The organism is Microbaculum marinum (assembly GCF_037855135.1).
Taxonomy (GTDB): Bacteria; Pseudomonadota; Alphaproteobacteria; order Rhizobiales; family Tepidamorphaceae; genus Microbaculum; species Microbaculum marinum.
Window position 1 is genome coordinate 507,483 of the sequence record NZ_JAZHOF010000003.1, and the last position, 17,789, is coordinate 525,271.

General features: G+C 67.8%; 15 protein-coding genes. 4 read left to right on the plus strand and 11 right to left on the minus strand.

The window, feature by feature from the left end:
- Positions 1-233: 233 nt before the first annotated feature.
- Positions 234-2,912, minus strand: coding sequence for a pyruvate, phosphate dikinase (ppdK, locus tag V3328_RS09505; RefSeq protein ID WP_340329402.1), 2,679 nt, complete (start codon positions 2,910-2,912; stop codon positions 234-236).
- Between the two features lie 299 nt (positions 2,913-3,211).
- On the opposite strand from ppdK, the gene V3328_RS09510 reads away from it, so the two are divergent.
- Positions 3,212-3,514, plus strand: coding sequence for a hypothetical protein (locus V3328_RS09510; RefSeq protein WP_340329403.1), 303 nt, complete (start codon positions 3,212-3,214; stop codon positions 3,512-3,514).
- Between the two features lie 18 nt (positions 3,515-3,532).
- On the opposite strand, the gene V3328_RS09515 is transcribed toward V3328_RS09510, so the two are convergent.
- Together V3328_RS09515 and glyS are read right to left on the minus strand one after the other, a co-directional pair.
- Complete coding sequence (locus tag V3328_RS09515; RefSeq protein ID WP_340329404.1) at positions 3,533-3,679, minus strand: DUF3096 domain-containing protein; 147 nt, start codon at positions 3,677-3,679, stop codon at positions 3,533-3,535.
- A 132-nt stretch (positions 3,680-3,811) separates the two neighbouring features.
- Positions 3,812-6,025: a glycine--tRNA ligase subunit beta gene (gene glyS, locus V3328_RS09520; protein WP_340329405.1), complete on the minus strand. Its 2,214-nt coding sequence runs from the start codon at positions 6,023-6,025 to the stop codon at positions 3,812-3,814.
- A 212-nt stretch (positions 6,026-6,237) separates the two neighbouring features.
- Here glyS and V3328_RS09525 point away from each other — a divergent pair, with 212 nt between their 5' ends.
- Positions 6,238-7,809 carry a putative bifunctional diguanylate cyclase/phosphodiesterase gene (locus tag V3328_RS09525; RefSeq protein WP_340329406.1) on the plus strand — a complete coding sequence of 524 codons (1,572 nt, stop codon included), beginning with the start codon at positions 6,238-6,240 and terminating at the stop codon, positions 7,807-7,809.
- Positions 7,810-7,854: 45 nt separating this feature from the next.
- On the opposite strand, the gene V3328_RS09530 is transcribed toward V3328_RS09525, so the two are convergent.
- The 5 genes from V3328_RS09530 to V3328_RS09550 form a co-directional block, all read right to left on the minus strand.
- Entirely contained in the window at positions 7,855-8,805 is a 951-nt protein-coding gene (locus V3328_RS09530) for a glycine--tRNA ligase subunit alpha (protein WP_340329407.1), read from the minus strand.
- Positions 8,806-8,920: 115 nt separating this feature from the next.
- Positions 8,921-9,118, minus strand: coding sequence for a hypothetical protein (locus V3328_RS09535; RefSeq protein WP_340329408.1), 198 nt, complete (start codon positions 9,116-9,118; stop codon positions 8,921-8,923).
- A gap of 14 nt (positions 9,119-9,132) precedes the next feature.
- On the minus strand, positions 9,133-10,002 hold the full coding sequence (locus V3328_RS09540; RefSeq protein WP_340329409.1) for a S49 family peptidase: 870 nt from the start codon (positions 10,000-10,002) through the stop codon (positions 9,133-9,135).
- Between the two features lie 55 nt (positions 10,003-10,057).
- A complete protein-coding gene (locus V3328_RS09545) occupies positions 10,058-10,861 on the minus strand; it encodes a tRNA1(Val) (adenine(37)-N6)-methyltransferase (protein ID WP_340329410.1) in 804 nt (267 codons plus the stop codon).
- On the minus strand, positions 10,858-11,076 hold the full coding sequence (locus V3328_RS09550; RefSeq protein ID WP_340329411.1) for a putative signal transducing protein: 219 nt from the start codon (positions 11,074-11,076) through the stop codon (positions 10,858-10,860). Before V3328_RS09550 ends, V3328_RS09545 begins: the two co-directional genes overlap by 4 nt.
- Positions 11,077-11,260: 184 nt before the next feature.
- On the opposite strand from V3328_RS09550, the gene V3328_RS09555 reads away from it, so the two are divergent.
- Positions 11,261-12,277 (plus strand): polyprenyl synthetase family protein, encoded by a 1,017-nt coding sequence (locus tag V3328_RS09555; protein ID WP_340329412.1) that lies wholly within the window; start codon positions 11,261-11,263, stop codon positions 12,275-12,277.
- Here the strand turns inward: V3328_RS09555 and V3328_RS09560 are convergent.
- The 3 genes from V3328_RS09560 to V3328_RS09570 form a co-directional block, all read right to left on the minus strand.
- Positions 12,274-13,158, minus strand: a complete 885-nt coding sequence (locus V3328_RS09560) for a 4-(cytidine 5'-diphospho)-2-C-methyl-D-erythritol kinase (RefSeq protein ID WP_340329413.1) — start codon at positions 13,156-13,158, stop codon at positions 12,274-12,276. The two genes, V3328_RS09555 and V3328_RS09560, sit on opposite strands and share 4 nt — an antisense overlap.
- A 19-nt stretch (positions 13,159-13,177) precedes the next feature.
- Positions 13,178-14,938, minus strand: coding sequence for a tetratricopeptide repeat protein (locus V3328_RS09565; RefSeq protein WP_340329414.1), 1,761 nt, complete (start codon positions 14,936-14,938; stop codon positions 13,178-13,180).
- Positions 14,939-15,078: 140 nt separating this feature from the next.
- Positions 15,079-16,746: an electron transfer flavoprotein-ubiquinone oxidoreductase gene (locus V3328_RS09570; RefSeq protein ID WP_340329509.1), complete on the minus strand. Its 1,668-nt coding sequence runs from the start codon at positions 16,744-16,746 to the stop codon at positions 15,079-15,081.
- Positions 16,747-16,919: 173 nt separating this feature from the next.
- Between V3328_RS09570 and V3328_RS09575 the strand changes: the two genes are divergently transcribed.
- Complete coding sequence (locus V3328_RS09575; protein WP_340329415.1) at positions 16,920-17,732, plus strand: uracil-DNA glycosylase; 813 nt, start codon at positions 16,920-16,922, stop codon at positions 17,730-17,732.
- Positions 17,733-17,789: the final 57 nt, after the last annotated feature.

Genomic DNA, 17,789 nt, shown 5'->3' on the forward strand with positions numbered 1-17,789 from the left:
GGGCGGAACGCCCGTACGCGGTGTCCCCCGAATAGCGCCGCGATACTCCGCACTACGCCTACTCCGTCAAGTGAACGCAAAAGCATCTCCATCCGCGCCGCTGTATCGACGGTCACGGAAGCGCAGGGCATCCCTCCTCCCCGCTGCAAGACGAAGGTGACGGCAAATCCTTTAAGTTCGCTTAACTAAGAAATCCCGCGAAAGAGCTTGGCTGCGGCGACCGGCGGGACCCGCTACCGGTCCCGCTCGATGGTGTCGCCGAGGGCGGCCTGTGCGGCGGCGAGCCGGGCGATCGGCACGCGATAGGGCGAACAGGAGACGTAGTCGAGACCGATGGTCTCGCAGAACGCGATGGAGTCCGGGTCGCCGCCATGCTCGCCGCAGATGCCGAGCTTGATGCCCGGACGCGTGCTGCGCCCGCGCTCGGCGGCGGTGCGGACCAGTTCGCCGACGCCATCGCGATCGAGGGTGACGAACGGGTCGACCGGGAGCAGGCCCTTCTCCACGTATTCGGCCAGGAAGCGGGCGGAATCGTCGCGGCTGATCCCGAACGTCGTCTGCGTCAGGTCGTTGGTGCCGAACGAGAAGAACTCGGCGGTTTCGGCGATCTCGGCGGCGCGCAGCGCTGCCCGCGGCAGCTCGATCATGGTCCCGATCTGGTACTCGATCGCCGTGCCCTTCTCGCGGTTCACGGCCTCGGCGACAGCGACGATGCGCTGCTTGAGCACATCGAGCTCCTCACGCGTCGCCACCAACGGCACCATGATTTCGGGGGTCACCGGGCTGCCGGTCTTGTCAGCGGCCTCGATGGCGGCCTCGAAGATCGCGCGGGCCTGCATCTCGTAGATTTCCGGGTAGGTGATGCCGAGCCGGCAGCCGCGATGGCCGAGCATCGGGTTGAACTCGTGCATGTCCTGCACCCGGGCCCGCAGCTTCTCGATGTCGGCGCCGATCGAGGCAGCCACCTCGGCGAGATCCTCCTCCTCGTGCGGCAGGAATTCGTGCAGCGGCGGATCGAGCAGCCGGATCGTCACCGGCAGGCCCGCCATGATCTCGAACAGCTCGCGGAAATCCTGCCGCTGCATCGGCAGGATCTTCGCCAGGGCGGCGCGGCGGCCGGATTCGGCGTCGGCCAGGATCATCTCGCGAACGGCGACGATCCGGCCCTCCTCGAAGAACATGTGCTCGGTGCGGCACAGGCCGATGCCCTCCGCGCCGAACTCCCGCGCGGTGCGGGCATCCGCCGGCGTCTCGGCGTTGGCGCGCACCTTCATGCGACGCGTCCCGTCGGCGAACTTCATCAGGCTGGCGAACTCGCCGGACAGCTCGGGCTGCTGCATCGGCACCTTGCCGAGCAGCACCTCGCCGGTGGCGCCGTCGATGGTGATGACGTCGCCCTTCCTCAGGGTCGTGCCGCCGGCGACCATCGTCCCCCTGGCATAGTCGACGCGGATCATCCCGGCGCCGGAGACGCAGGGCTTGCCCATGCCGCGGGCGACGACGGCCGCATGGCTCGTCATGCCGCCGCGGGTCGTCAGGATCCCCTCGGCGGCGTGCATGCCGTGGATGTCCTCCGGGCTCGTCTCGACGCGGACCAGGATGACCGCATGGCCGTCGGCGCGCATCTTCTCGGCGGTGTCGGCATCGAACACGATCTCGCCCTGGGCGGCGCCCGGCGAGGCCGGCAGGCCGCGGGCGATGGCGTTGCGCTCGGCGTTCGGCGCGATCGTCGGGTGCAGAAGCTGGTCGAGCGCGGCGGGATCAATCCGCCTGACCGCCTCCTCGGGCGTCACCAGGCCCTCCTCGGCCATCTCCACGGCGACCCGCAGCGCCGCCTTTGCGGTGCGCTTGCCGGCGCGGGTCTGCAGCATCCACAGCTTGCCCTGCTCGATGGTGAACTCGAGGTCCTGCATGTCGCGGTAGTGGGTCTCGAGGATGCCGCAGATCCGGTTGAACTCGGCGAAGGATTCCGGCATCAGGCTCTCGAGCGACGACTTGCTCGAGCCGGCGGCGACGCGGGCGGCCTCGGTCAGGTCCTGCGGCGTGCGGATACCCGCGACGACGTCCTCGCCCTGCGCATTCACCAGGAACTCGCCATACAGGGAATTCTCGCCGGTCGAGGGATTGCGGGTGAAGGCGACGCCTGTCGCGGACGTCTCGCCCATGTTGCCAAACACCATCGCCTGGACGTTGACGGCCGTTCCCCAGCTCTCCGGGATGTTGTGCAGCCGGCGGTAGGTATTGGCGCGCTGGTTGCGCCAGGAGCCGAACACGGCGCCGATGGCGCCCCAAAGCTGCGCCGAGGGATCCTGCGGGAACGGCTCGCCGAGCTCTTCCTCGACCCGCGTCTTGTACTGCCTGACGATCTCCTGCCAGTCCTGCGAGGAGAGGTCGGTGTCGAGCTCGTGGCCGTTCGTTTCCTTGTAGATTTCGAGGATGTCCTCGAAATTGTGGTGGTCGAGACCGAGCACCACGTTTGAGTACATCTGGATGAAGCGGCGGTAGGAATCGTAGGCGAAGCGCCGGTCGCCGGCACGCGCGGCGAGCGCCTCTACGGTCACGTCGTTGAGACCGAGATTGAGCACCGTGTCCATCATTCCGGGCATGGATGCGCGGGCGCCGGAGCGCACGGAGACCAGCAGCGGATTGTCGGCGTCGCCGAAGCCCCGCCCGACCAGGCGACCGACGTGGGACAGCGCCTCGTCGACCTGGCCCTTCAGGTCATCGGGATAAGCTTGGCCGTTGGCATAGTACCAGGTGCAGACCTCCGTGGTGATCGTGAAGCCCGGCGGCACCGGCAGGCCCAGACTCGACATCTCGGCCAGGTTTGCGCCCTTGCCGCCCAGCAAGTCCCGCATGTCCGCCGCGCCTTCGGCTTTGCCGTCGCCGAAGGTGTACACCCATTTCGCCATGACGCTCCGTCTCCAGATTCCCCGGTCCCGGCCCGGGCGCCATCCAAATCGCCCAAATCGGGACGCGTTTCAATGTTGCAATGCAAGATTCCCCGGGTCGGCCGGTATCGGGGGTCGGCCCGGCAGGACAAACATGGTTAATCTTCGGTTGACGACCCGGCCGCGGCGCGCGTGCCGCGGGTTGAGCCGCCTCTTGCAAAAGCGCACATATTGCGCTTACGCTCGATCCACCGGGCATAAGGCGGCAGGGACCTCTCGCGTTGCCGCCTGCTACCGGCCGGTCCGACACGGAGAGCGCGATGAAATACGCTCAAATCTCCCTGGTGGTCGCCGCCTGTCTCCTGCCGGCGTCGGCGGGCGCCGACATATTCGACAGCCGCCCCGACCTGCGGTTCTGCGTGGCAGGCATGCTCGGCGGCTTCCGGAACGGCCTTGAGGAACGGGCCTGCGCAAAGTACTTCGACCTGCCGTCGAACTACCATTTCGCCTGCGCCCGCGGTGTCGTTCGCGGGTTTCCCTCCAGGATCGACCGCGCCGCCTGTGTCACCTTCTTCGAGGGGCAGGCGGCAGCGGCGAAATCGGCCTATGTCCGCCCGCAGTGAGCGCGACGCATGCTCCAGCTAGTTGAAGTGCCCGATCAGCCCGAGCACGCCGACCAGGATCAGGTAGAAGGCGACGACATAGTTGAGCAGGCGCGGCATGATCAGGATGAGGATGCCTGCGATCAGCGCGACAAGCGGCTGCAGGGTGACGATATCGACGGTCATGGGCGTTGCCTCCGGGTTTCGCGTGATCGAATCACGCAAGCGCACATAATTCTACACCGCCCGCCAGGACGGCCGGCATGGCCTTGAACGCCGGACGCTCGACGGGGTTCCCCCGGGCGTGACCGAATATTCCTAGTGACTTTCGATCCGGGAGAAATCCGCGACCCGGTCGATGCTGCCGCGTATCTGCGAGAGCAGGCGCAGGCGGTTGTCGCGCAGCGCCGGGTCCTCGGCGTTCACCGTCACCGCTTCGAAGAACGTATCTACCGGCCCGCGCAGCCTCGCCAGCGCCGCCATGGCGGCGGCGAAATCCTCGACGCGCAGCGCCGCTTCGACCTCCGAGCCGACCTCCTCGATCCGCGTGAAGAGCTGGCGCTCCTCGTCCTGGGCGAAAGCGCCCTGGTCGGGATAACCGGCATGGGAGCGGCCGTCCTTCTTCTCCTCGATCCGCAGGATGTTGGCGGCGCGCCGGTAGGCGGTGAGCAGGCTCGCCCCGTCCTCGCTGTCGAGGAACGCCGCAAGCGCCTCGACGCGGCGGACGATCATGAGCAGGTCGTCCTGGCCCGGAAGGGCGAAGACGGCATCGACCAGATCGTGCCGCGCGCCCTCGTCCCGCAACTGGACCTTCAGGCGGTCGGCAAAGAAGACGAGGAGGTCTGCTGCGCTTGCCGCCGTCTTGCGGCCATTGGGCTGATGCGTGCGGCTGATCTCGTCGGCGATCCGTTCATGCAGCTCGGCGCTCAGGCTCAGGCCATGGGTGGCAATCGTCGAGTCGATCGCCTGCGCCAGCGCCTCGTCCGCCGAAATCTGCGATTCGATCCGGTAGGCGAGCATCACGAAGATCGAATGCAGGTGCAGCCGAAGCTGATTCTGCAACACGGTGCGGATGACGCCGAGCGCCGCCCTTCGCAGTGCGTAGGGATCCTTTGACCCCGTCGGCTTCTCGTCGATGGCCCAGAAGCCGGCCAGCATGTCGAGCCTGTCGGCAAGAGCGACGGCCATCGACACCGGGGCCGTCGGCACCTCGTCGCCCGCCCCGGCCGGCCGGTAGTGGTCGCGGATCGCGTCGGCGACCTGCGGGTCCTCACCCTGGTCGAGCGCGTAGTAGCGCCCCATGACGCCCTGCAGTTCGGGGAACTCGCCGACCATCTCGGTGACGAGGTCGGCCTTGGCGAGGCGCGCCGCGCGTTCGGCAAGCTCGGGATCGGCGCCGACCAGCGGCGCCAGCTCGCGCGCCAACCGGGCGACCCGCTCGACACGCTCCGCCTGGGTGCCGAGCTTTTCGTGGAAGATGATGTTGTGGAGCTTCTTTGCCTGCTCCTCGAGCTTCACCCTGCGGTCGGTGTCGAAGAAGAAGCGGGCGTCCGACAGGCGCGCGGCAATGACGCGGCCGTTGCCGGCGATGATCTCCGCCCCGCCGTCCTCGGCGACCAGGTTGGAGACCAGCAGAAAGCGGTTGGCCAGTTCGCCCGTCGAGGCGTCTCTCAGCACGAAGCATTTCTGGTTGGCGCGGATCGTCAGGCGCACCACCTCCGGCGGGATCGCCAGGAAGGCGGGATCGAAGGTGCCCATCAGCACCGTTGGCCATTCGACGAGCCCTGCCACCTCGGCGACCAGCCCCTCGTCCTCGACCACCTCGAGCCCCTGGGCGAACGCCAGGGTTCCCGCATCGCCGCGGATGATGTCCATGCGCCGCGCCGAATCGAGGACGACGAAGGCATTTTCCAGCTTCTCGACGTAGTCGTCGAAGCGGCGCACCTCGAACGTCTCCGGGGCCATGAAGCGGTGGCCGCGGGTGGACCGACCCGAGCGGATGCCGTCGACCTCGAACTCGACCACGTCGGTGTCTTCGGTCTCCGGCCCGAACACGCACAGGATGGACTGCAGCGGCCGCACCCAGCGCAGCCACCCGGATCCCCAGCGCATCGACTTGGGCCACGGAAAGCGGCGGATCACGTCGGGAACGATTTCGGCGATGACGTCCTTGGCATCCCGGCCCGGCTTCTCGAGGACGGCGACGTAAAAGTCGCCCTTCTTCGGGTCGCTCTGCACCGTCGCCTGGTCGATCGAGGCCAGTCCCGCGGCCTTCAGGAATCCCGCCAGCGCCTGCTCGGGCGCGCCGACGCGCGGCCCCTTGCGTTCCTCGCGGCTGTCGGGGCTCCTGGCCGGAACGCCGGTGACGTTGAGCGTCAGCCGCCGCGGCGTGACGAAGGCACGGGCGGCCTCGTAGACGAGACCGGCGTCGACGAGGGCGTCGGTGACAAGCTTCCGCAGGTCCTCCGCCGCGCGCGCCTGCATGCGTGCGGGGATTTCTTCCGAAAACAGCTCGAGCAACAAATCTGGCATGGACGGCAGGTCCGGTGACCCTGGTGGGAACGGCTTGGAGGGGTCTGTTCGAGTAAACTGGCCCGCACTTAGCAAGCCCGCCCCGCTTTGTCATCTCCCGCGGACGAATCGCAGAGGCAACAAATTTGCAATTTGGCAATCCCATTTCACTTAGTTTGCGTTAGACATAAGCCAACTGATTTTTCGAGGCGGGCAGTCCCGGCAATCGACCAATGCCATTTCGCATTCCCAACGACGACAATTCACGAAATCGCCTCTTTCGCGATCTGGCGGTCATCGGTGTATTCGCCGTGTTCGTCACGGCGCTGGGCATCTGGTTGGACGCGTTCGACAGGTTCTACGAGTACAGTCGCGCGCACGAGGACTACGAACTCGACGAACTCCTGACCTTCGGTTTCGTCGCTACTGCTGCGCTGGTCGTCTTTTCCTGGCGCCGCGTCGCGGATCTTCGCAGCGAGATCTCGGCCAGGAAGGCTGCCGAAAGCCGCGCCCGTCACCTGGCCAACGCCGACGCCCTCACCGGGCTGCCCAACCGGCGCCGGCTCGAGGTCGAACTGGCCGACGCCCTGCTCCGCGCCACGCCGGACGCCAAGCGCGGCTTCATGCTCATCGACCTGAACCGGTTCAAGCCGATCAACGACGTCTACGGCCACCAGGCCGGCGACGACCTGCTGGTCGACTTCGCCCGGCGCATGTCGGCAGCCGTCGATTCCGACAGCATCGTGTTCCGGCTGGGCGGCGACGAGTTCGCCATACTCACGCGGCCGGTGGCGCAGGTCGAGCAGATCGCGCGAATGGCCCGGCGCATACTCGGGGCCCTCGACATTCCGTTCGCGGCCGCCGGCGCGTCGATCAATCTCGGCATCGGTATCGGCATCGCGGTCACACCGGACGATGCGACGACGATGACCGAGCTGCTGCGCCGCGCCGACGTGGCGCTGTACCGCGCCAAGAGCGAGCGCGCCTCAACGTTCCACTTCTTCGAGGCGGGAATGGATCGGAAGGTAATGCGCCGCGCCCGGATCGAGGCGGAATTGCGCAAGGCGGTCGACGAGGGAGCGATTCATTCGCACTTCCAGCCGATCGTCCGGCTCGGCGACCGGTCCATCATCGGCTTCGAGGCGCTGGCCCGCTGGACCCACCCGGAACTGGGTGACATCCCGCCGGAGGAGTTCATCTCCGTGGCCGAGGACTGCGGGTTCATCCCCAAGCTGAGCGGCTACCTGCTCGAGAACGCCTGCGCGGTTGCGGTGAACTGGCCGAAGGACATTTTCCTGTCGTTCAACATCTCGCCGGCCGAGATAAGCGATCCCTCCCTCGTCCTGCGCATCCTGAAGGCGCTGGGCCGCAGCGGCCTGACCGCCGACAGGCTCGAGATCGAACTGACGGAGAACGCGCTCGTTCGCGACTTCGAGATCGCGCGCCGGACCCTGTCGGGCCTGCGCAATGCCGGCATCCGGATCGCGCTCGACGATTTCGGCGCCGGCAATTCGAGCCTTCACCACCTGCGCGAGCTTCACTTCGACCGGCTGAAGATCGACCGGAGCTTCACCTCGCAGATGCTGGTCTCCGAGGAGGCCGCCGCCATGGTGCGCGCCATCATCCATCTGGCGAGCGCGCTGAGCCTTTCGACGACGGCCGAAGGCATCGAGATGCAGGACCAGATCGGGCCGCTCATCGCCGACGGCTGCCTGGAGGCGCAAGGCCACCACTTCGGCGGCGCGCTGCCCGCCGAGCGCGTGGCCGAACTGCTGGCCAGCGACCGGTCCAGGGCGAAGGCCTGACGCCAGGGTCCGCTCGGGCAAAGCGGCTGCCCGACAGCCGCCAGGTCAGGCCGCGGCGCCGCCGCCCGCGGTCGCGAGCCAGGCCTCGCCACAGCCCTTCGCCAGTTCGCGCACCCGGAAGATGTAGCTCTGCCGCTCGGTCACCGAGATGACGCCGCGGGCATCCAGCAGGTTGAAGATGTGGCTCGCCTTGATGCACTGGTCGTAGGCCGGAAGCGCCATGCCGTGCGCCTTGCGGTCCTCGTCCATCCAGCCGGCCTCCAGATACTGCCGGCAGGCCGTTTCGGCATCGCGGAAGTGCCGGAACAGCATGTCGGTGTCGGCATGCTCGAAATTGTGGCGGGAGTATTCCTGCTCGGCCTGCAGGAAGACGTCGCCGTAGGTCACCTTCCCGGCGCCCTCGCGGCCGTTGAAATTGATGTCCCGGAAGTTGTCGACGCCCTGCACGTACATCGCCAGCCGCTCCAGGCCGTATGTCAGCTCGCCGGACACCGGATGGCAGTCGAAACCCGCCACCTGCTGGAAATAGGTGAACTGGGAGACTTCCATGCCGTCGCACCACACCTCCCAGCCGAGGCCCCAGGCACCCAGCGTCGGGCTCTCCCAGTCGTCCTCGACGAAACGGATGTCGTGGTTCTTCGGGTCGATGCCGATCTCGTAGAGCGAGCCCAGATAGAGGTCCTGCAGGTCCGGCGGCGACGGCTTGAGGATGACCTGGAACTGGTAGTAGTGCTGGTAACGGTTGGGATTCTCGCCGTAGCGGCCGTCCTTCGGCCGCCGCGAGGGCTGCACGTAGGCGGCATTCCAGTGATTGAGACCAAGCGAGCGCAACGTCGTGGCGGGATGGAACGTGCCCGCCCCGACTTCCATGTCGTAGGGCTGGAGGACGACGCAGCCGTAGGCCGCCCAGTAGCGCTGCAGCGCCAGGATGAGCCCCTGGAATGACCGTTTCGGGTCGAGTGGGTCGGTGTCGAGTGGGCGTCGAGCGTCAGACATGTCGGGATGCCGGTGTTGGCGGGAAACGTTGGGCGCTGCCGGCGACGGATCCGCGTCCGGACCGGCGCGGCGGACGGTATCGGCGGCGGTAACGGCGGTCAACCGCCGCGATCCCTCAGCGTTCCTTGGCGGGGCCGTAGATTCCGGTCTCCGGGTCGCGCTCGAGCCGGACCACGTCGCCGGTCGGCGCCTTGGCCGATTCCCGGGACAGCTTCTCGAACATGCGGCGGACGCGGCCGCGCTCCCGCATCATCCGCCAGCCGGCGAACGCGCCGCCGATCATCAGTCCGCCAATCAGTATGGGATTGGTCATCAGGGCAATATCCACTACAGACCGAAGCGTGACCACAGCGCCCGCGCCTCGATGGCCGAGATCAAGTCGTCGGCGAACCCGGCCGTCAGTCCGGGACCTGCGGCAGGCCCCGACGAGAACGGACGCAGCCGCCGGAGCAGGCCGCGGCGGGCCGTGGCGATCGGCACCAGCCGCACCTTGTCGCCGTAGCGCTCGCGCATGACGCTGGTGAGGTCGCCGAGGCGATCGATCAGGCCGAGTTCGAGGGCCCTGGAGCCGCTCCAGAACTCGCCGGAGAACAGCAGCCGGTCGGTGCCGTTCAGCGCGCTGCCGCGGCGCGCCTTCACCATGTCGATGAAGACGCCGTGCACGTCCTTCTGGATCGCCTTGATGCGCCGCACGTCTTCGGGCTTCTCGGGCTGGAAGGAGTCGAGCATCACCTTGCGGTCGCCGGCGGTGTAGACGCGCCGCTCGATGCCGAGCTTCTCGATCGCCTTGTCGAAGCCGAACGTCGCCGCCACGACGCCGATCGACCCGACCAGCGAGGTGGGGTCGGCGACGATCTCGTCGCCGGCGAGCGCCAGCATGTAGCCACCGGAGGCGCCGATGTCCTCGATGAAGACGAAAACCGGCTTGCCGTTCTCCTCGGCCAGATCGCGGATGCGCTTGTAGATGAGCCGGCTCTGCACCGGGGAACCGCCGGGAGAGTTGATCGAGATCGCGACGGCGGCGGCGCGCTTCATCTTGAAGGCCCGCTTCAGCGGGCTCTCCAGGTCGGCAAGCGACAGTCCCGGCCGCAGCGGCGTCACGGCGCCGATTGGACCGTTCAGGCGCAGCACCGCCACCAGCGGGTGCCGCTCGTGCCAGCTCGCCGGCAGCAGGTTTCTGATACGCTCGCCAAGCATCGCTCGTTCTTCTCCCGTCGGATACACATGTAGCCTGACCAGCCCCGCCGCAAGGCTAACGCGTCATTTCCAGTTTCGCTCCCGTGCGGAGCACGGCTTCCACCTCCGGCAGGAAGCCGTGGCCCTGTCGCCCGTGCAGCACCAGTCCCGGCAGGATCGCGACCGGCGCACGGCTCGCCTTGCGGCCCTGCACGAGGATCCGGGTCGCCGCCGCCCCGGGCCGGGGATGGACAGGCAGGATCGTGACGCCGCCAAAGCGCCTGCCGAACCCCTGCAGGACCAGGGAGACCGCCTCGGCCCGATGCACGAGGGTCAGCGTGCCGCCGGGCCGCACCGCGCGCGCCGCGAACCGGATCCAGGCGTCGAGCAGGTCGGCCGGAGCGGCATGGGCGGCCGACTTGGCCGGCGACGTGCGGCTGGCGGCCGGATCGTAGAACGGCGGGTTGGCCACGGCGTGGTCCACGGCACCGTCCAGGCCGAGAGCGCCGATGGCGCCACGCTCCGTCACGTCCAGAGCATGGACGTCGACACTTGCGTCCGCCCCGGCGACGGCAAAGCCGTTGCGCCGGGCGTTTTCGGCTGCCAGCGCGGCGAGATCGGCGTCGGCCTCGACGAGGACGGCCCTGGCGCCGGCCACCCGCGACAGCGCGCACAGCCCGGCGACGCCGACGCCGGAACCGATGTCGAGCACAGTTTCGCCGGCCGCCAGCGGCGTCGCCGCTGCGATGAGCACCGCCTCGATCCCGGACCGGTGTCCCTTTCGCGGCTGGGTGATCGACAGCCGTCCTCCCAGGAAATCGTCCTGCGAGCAGTCGAAACCGAACCGCCCGGAAGCATCCGCGACGGCGGGGCCGGTCACTTCAGGTTCTCCTCCAGGCCGGCATCCTTCATCAATTGTCGCGCCTCGGCCTCACGCTCGCCGTCGACCAGCAGCCGGCGCGGCAGCACGCCGAGCGAGCCTTCCATGATGCTCATGTTCTGGTCGACGACGGCGCAGGCTATTCCGGCATCCTTCAGCAACGCTTCGGCATAGCTGAGGACGACCATGTCGTTGGTGCGTATCAGTTCGATCATCGGCCAACCTTAGAGAATGTTGTTGCGCTTTGCAGTCAAAACCGCGCGGCCCGGCCCCCTGGAAACCGTATCGCATCGGCAACGGCTGCCACGGATCGGCAATTCGCCGCGGCCGGTGCTATTGCCCAGCAACCGGACGCCTCCTAATGTCCCCTGCAAACAGGTTATCTGGCGGAGTATTCGTGTGGGTACGGTCGTATCTCTCAAGAAAAAGACGGACCGCGAAAGCGGCATCGACCGCATTGTCGGTCTCGTCTCCGAGGACATGCAGCGCGTCAACGAACTGATCCTGTCGAAGACGGGGTCGGAGGTGACGCTCATTCCCGAGGTGGCCGCCCATCTGATCGAATCGGGCGGCAAGCGGCTCCGGCCGATGCTGACACTGGCGGCTGCGGGCATGTTCGGCTACCGGGGCGAAGGCCATATCCGCCTCGCCGCCAGCGTCGAGTTCATGCACACCGCGACGCTGCTGCACGATGACGTCGTCGACGAGAGCGACATGCGTCGCGGCAAGGCCTCGGCCCGCATGGTGTGGGGCAACGAGGCAAGCGTCCTGGTCGGCGACTTCCTGCTCGGCCAGGCCTTCAAGATGATGGTCGAGGTCGGCTCGCTGCCGGCCCTCGAGGTTCTCGCGGACGCCGCCGCGGTGATCGCCGAGGGCGAGGTCATGCAGCTTGTCACCACGCAGAATACCGCGACGACCGAGGACGAGTACCTCGCCGTGATCCGCGCCAAGACCGCGGCGCTGTTCGCCGCTGCCGGCGAGGTGGGCGCGATCGTCGCCGACCGCGACGCGGAGGAGCGCGCCGCGTTGCGCTCCTACGGCGCCAATCTCGGCAACGCCTTCCAGCTCGTCGACGACGCGCTCGACTATTCCGGCGTCCAGGCGACGCTCGGCAAGAAGGTCGGCGACGATTTCCGTGACGGCAAGATCACCTTGCCGGTGCTGCTCGCCTATCGGCGCGGCAACGAGGAGGAGCGGACGTTCTGGCGCCGTAGCCTGAACGACCGGGCCGTCGAGGAAGGCGACCTGGAGCGCGCGATCGAACTCATGGCCAGCCACCGGGCACTGGAGGACACGATCGGCAGGGCCCGCCACTATGGCGCGATGGCGCGCGACGCCCTGGAGATATTCCCGGGTTCCGAATACCGGCAGGCCCTTACCGAAGTCATCGACTTCTGCGTCAGCCGGGAGTTCTAGGTCGGCTGGGATCCGGACGGTCCGGTCGCCACGGACCTCACCCACCAGCCCTGCCGGGCGGCGGAGATCGAGGCGGCTGCCGCGCGGGCACTTTCGGCATCGGCGTAGATGCCGAAACACGTCGCCCCCGAGCCTGACATCCGGGCCAGCCGGCAATCGTCCGTCTGCCGGAGCGCGGCAAGCGCCTCGCCGATCACGGGTGCCGCCGCGATCGCCGGGGCCTGCAGGTCGTTGGAGGCAGCACCGAGCCAGGTGATCGCCGCATCCAGGCCGCGCAACCCGGCGGCGACGGGCAGCGGCGGCGAGAACCGGCCGGCGAGCGCGCCGAACACGGTCGCGGTCGACACCGCGACGCCCGGGTTGACCAGAACGAGGTCGAGCCGCGGAAAGCCCTTCAGGAGGCCAATGTCTTCGCCGATGCCCCGTGCCCGCAAGGGCCGGCCGTGGAGGCACATGGGGATGTCGGCCCCGAGCCGGAGACCGAGCGATGCGAGACGCTCGAGTGGCCAGTCCAGGCCCCAGAGCCGATTGAGCGCCCTGAGCGCGGCAGCGGCGTCCGCGGAGCCGCCGCCGATGCCGGAAGCGACCGGCAGCGCCTTCTCGAGGATGAGGACGGCGCCCGGCGCCGCGACGTCCTCCCCGAAGGCTGCGGCACGCAGCCGTTCCGCCGCCAGCAGCGCGAGATTCGAGGCATCGTCCTGCAGGTCCGCCGCGAACGGTCCGGTCACCTCCAGCGACAGGTCCGGCGCGGACCGGACGTCGAACCGGTCGCCGGCATCGGCGAAGGTCACCAGCGTATCGAGAAGGTGGTAGCCGTCCGAGCGCCGCCCGGTGACGGCCAGCGCCAGATTGATCTTGGCGGCGGCGAACTCGGAGATCACGCGGACCTGCCGGCGGAGACTATCCGTCGTTGCGGCGCAACTCGATCTCGGCGCGATCCGGCTTGTCGGCGAGCCCGCTCTCGAGCTTCTCCATGATCTTGGCCAGGTCGTCGGGGTCGGGGTCGAGCGCCTTGGCGTGGCTCCACTGGAAACGCGCCTCCAGCTTGCGGCCGACCTTCCAGTAGGCGTCGCCCAGGTGATCGTTGATGATCGGATCTTCCGGCTTCAACTCGACGGCCCGCTCGAGTTCGCGCGCGGCTTCCTCGTAGCGGCCGAGGCGGTAGTAGGCCCAGCCGAGGCTGTCGACGATGTAGCCGTCGTTGGGGCGCAACTCCACGGCCCGCGAGATCATGTCGAGGGCCTTGTCGAGATGCAGGTGCTGGTCGACCCAGGAATAGCCCAGGTAGTTGAGCACGTGCGGCTGTTCCGGATTCAGTTCGAGCGCCTTCTGCAGGTCCAGTTCGGCGAGCGACCAGCGCTTGTCCCGCTCGTAGCACATGCCGCGGAAGTAGAAGAGCGCCCAGTCGCGCGGATCGGCACCGTCGATCCTGTCGATGGCACGCGAGTAGACGGCGGCCGCCTCGCCGAAACGCTCGCGCCCGCGCAGGATGTTGCCGAGGGCAATGATCGCTTCCTCGTCGTCCGGATTGGCGGCGATGACGCTTTCGAGGACTTCGATTGCCTCGTCGGTGCGATCCATGTCGTCCAGGTTGAGGGCGCGATGGATCTCCGCATTGGGACGCAGGGGCGAGGTGTCCGGCACCTTCCCGTAGATTTCGATGGCCTTCTCGGAATCGCCGGACTTCTCGTAGTAGTCGGCCAGCGACAGGATGGCGAGCGGGTTGTTCGGGGCCAGATGCAGGCCGAGCCGCAGATAGATGGCTGCGTATTCCTCGCCGCTGTCGCTGCCGAGCGCCGAGCCGATGCCGTACAGCACCTCGGCGGCGCCCTCCTGGGCCGACTTGACGATCGGCTGGGGCACGCGGCCGGCATCGATGTTCTGCAGGGCCGTCAGCGTCAGCGGATGATTCGGCACCACGTCGCCGAACTTCTCCAGGACCTCGCGCGCCTCCTCCGCCCGGCCGGTCTGGGCCAGGTGTCGGCCCCAGGCCTGGACGATGCGGATCGCATCGGGATCGGCCCTGTAGGCTTCCTCGAAATACTTGCCGGCGGCGTCCTCGTCGCCGCCGACGCCGGCGATCAGGCCGGAGTGATAGGGCTTGAACACCTCGTACCACTCGGGACCCGACAGCGAGGCCACGGTCGCCAGCGACTGCGCGGTGTCGCCTTCGCCGGCCTCCGTCCAGGCCTGCAGCAGCGTCGCCGTCAGTTCGGCGAGCGGACCGCTGCCGGCTTCGGCAAGATGACGTTGCGCGGCGGCGTACTGGCGGGCTCGAATGGCGTCGACCGCCAGCGCCAGCTGGGCGAGGCGGTGGGACGGATCCAGCTCGGCGATCCGCTTCGCGGTCGCCATCGCGGTATCGTACTCGCCCGCGATCAGCGACAGGGTGAAGCTGCGATCGAGCAGGGACAGGTTGTCGGGATCGGCCTGGAGCGCCTGCTTGTAGAAGTGGGCCGCGGCACCCGAGTCGCTGAGCGCACCCGCCACGCGACCGGCAAGGTAGTTGCCCGCAAGCGAATGGGACCCGTGATCCTGCGGAGCCGTCTCGGCCCGCGACGGTGCCGAGGCGGTGGCGATCAGCGCGGCAACAGCTACGAGGAAACGCACCGGCCGGGCGGCGATCGCCCGTCCCGATGCGTAGAACCGGTCTCTGTTCAAAATTGTCAGCCCCTTAGGCGTTTGCGATCACGCATTCGATTGTTCTCGCAACTGGCACAAGATGATGGACGAAATGCGGCGCCGCGGCAACCGCGGCGGCATTCGCGTGTGTCTCCAGTGCATCCGGCCGGATCGCGCGGCTACATGTTCGGATAGTTCGGGCCGCCGCCCCCCTCCGGCACGGTCCACAGGATGTTGCGGTTCGGGTCCTTGATGTCGCAGGTCTTGCAGTGCACGCAGTTCTGCGCGTTGATCTGGAAGCGCGGCGCATCGGCGCCCTCCTCGATCCACTCGTAGACGCCGGCCGGGCAGTAGCGGTTGGACGGGCCGGCGTAGACGTCATGCTCGCTGCGCTTCTGCAGTTCCATGTCGAGCACCTTGAGATGGATCGGCTGGTCCTCCTCGTGATTGGTGTTGGACAGGAACACCGATGACAGCTTGTCGAAGGACAGCGTGCCGTCGGGTTTCGGGTACTCGATTCTCCTGCACTGGCTGGCCGGCTTCAGGGTCGCCGAATCGGGCTTGCCGTGGCCCAGCGTGCCGAACAGGGAGAATCCGAGCGTGTTGGTCCACATGTCGAGGCCGCCGAGCATGATGCCGCCGTAGAGCCCGTATCTCGACCATAGCGGCTTGACGTTGCGGACCTTCTTCAGGTCGTCGCCGATTCCGGAGTTCCGTACGGTATCGTCGAACTCGACGATCTCGTCGTTGGAGCGGCCGTCCTTAAGCGCCGCATGGATCGCTTCCGCCGCGAGCATTCCCGACAGCATGGCGTTGTGCGACCCCTTGATACGCGGAACGTTCACCAGGCCCGCCGAGCAGCCGACGATCAGGCCGCCGGGGAACGACATCTTCGGGATCGACTGCCAGCCGCCCTCGGTGATCGCCCGGGCGCCGTAGGAAAGGCGCTTGCCGCCCTCGAAGGTTTCGGCGATCGCCGGATGATGCTTGAAGCGCTGGAACTCCTGGAACGGCGACAGCCACGGGTTCTCGTAGTTCAGATGCACGACGAAGCCGACGGCGACCTGGTTGTCTTCCAGGTGATAGAGGAACGATCCTCCGCCGGTGCGCGAATCCAGCGGCCAGCCGAACGAGTGCTGGACGAGGCCGGGCCGGTGCTTGTCGGGAGCGACTTCCCAGAGTTCCTTGAGGCCGATGCCGAACTTCGGGGGCTCGCGTCCGGCGTCCAGATCGAACCTGGAGATCAGCATCCTGGCCAGCGAGCCGCGGACGCCCTCGGCGATCAGCACATACTTGCCGAGCAGCGCCATGCCGCGCATGTAGCCGTCCTTGTGATGGCCGTCGCGGGCGACCCCCATGTCGCCGGTCGCCACGCCGATCACCGCGCCGTCGTCGCCGTAGAGCACCTCGGCGGCGGCGAAGCCCGGATAGATCTCGACCCCCAGTTCCTCCGCCTTGGTGGCCAGCCAGCGGCAGACGTTGCCGAGCGAGACGATGTAGTTGCCGTGGTTGCTCATCAGCGGCGGCATCATGAAGTTCGGCAGCCGCACCGAGCCGGAATGGCCGAGGAACAGGAAGCGGTCGTCGGTCACCGGCGTCTTGACCGGGGAGTCCTCGTCGCGCCAGCCCGGCAGCAGTGTGTCCAGCCCGACCGGATCGATCACCGCCCCGGACAGGATGTGCGCGCCGACTTCCGAGCCCTTCTCGAGCACGACGACGGACAGGTCCTCGCCCGCCTCCGCGGCAAGCTGCTTGAACCGGATCGCGGCGGCGAGCCCCGCGGGACCGGCGCCGACGATCACCACGTCGAACTCCATGGATTCCCGCTCGGGGGTCTCATGCCCCATGGATTCGTGCCCGGTGGCTTCGTGCTGGGCGGAGTCGTGCTGGGGACCCGGGTCGGCTTCGTCTGTCATTCTTCTCCTCGGCCCATTTTTCGATCGTGTCGGGGGCGGATCTGCAAATCGCAGGCAATATGGCGTAAAATACCTGTCTGCACTACCGGAGCAACGAGACCGAGTTGACGGACCGGCAAAACCATTCACCCCCGCTGTCGCGGGAGGCGGCGCGAGCGCTGCTGGCGTGGCAACTGGCCGCCGGCGCCGACGAGGCCGTCGGCGACGCGCCTGTCGACAGGCTCGCGCCCGCCGCGCCGAGCGCTCCGGTCTCCCGCCCGGCCGGCACCGGGACTCCGGGCGACGCTGCGACGTTGCCGGCGTCCGACCATGGGGCCCACGATCCGGTCATGTCGGCACGCGCCAGGGCGCGCGAGGCGACCAGCCTGGAGGAGCTCCACCACATCCTCGAGGGCTTCGAGGGCTGCGCCCTGCGCTTTACCGCCAAGAGCCTCTGCTTCGCCGACGGCAACCCGGAAGCCCGCGTCATGTTCGTCGGCGAGGCACCGGGCGCCGAGGAGGATCTCCAGGGCAAGCCCTTCGTCGGCCGGGCCGGCCGGCTGCTCGACAGGATGCTGGCGGCGATCGGCCTCGACCGCACCTCTGCCTACATCACCAACGTGGTCTACTGGCGCCCGCCCGGCAACCGGACGCCGACCCCGCAGGAGACCCAGGTCTGCAGGCCGTTCATCGAGCGCCAGATCGAGCTGGCCGATCCGGACGTCATCGTGTTCCTCGGCGGCGCCGCGGCCAAGGAGATGCTGAACCGCTCCGAAGGCATCCTGAAGATGCGCGGCAAGTGGTTCGACTACGACACCGGCCGGCGGACGATCAGGGCGATCGCCACCCTCCACCCGGCCTACCTGCTGCGACAGCCGGGCCAGAAGCGCCTGGCCTGGCGGGACCTCGTGGCGATCCGCAAGGCGCTGTCGGACTGATCACGCTTTCGTGGACGATCTTTCCCCGGTCCCGCCGCGACCTAGGTTTCCTGCCGT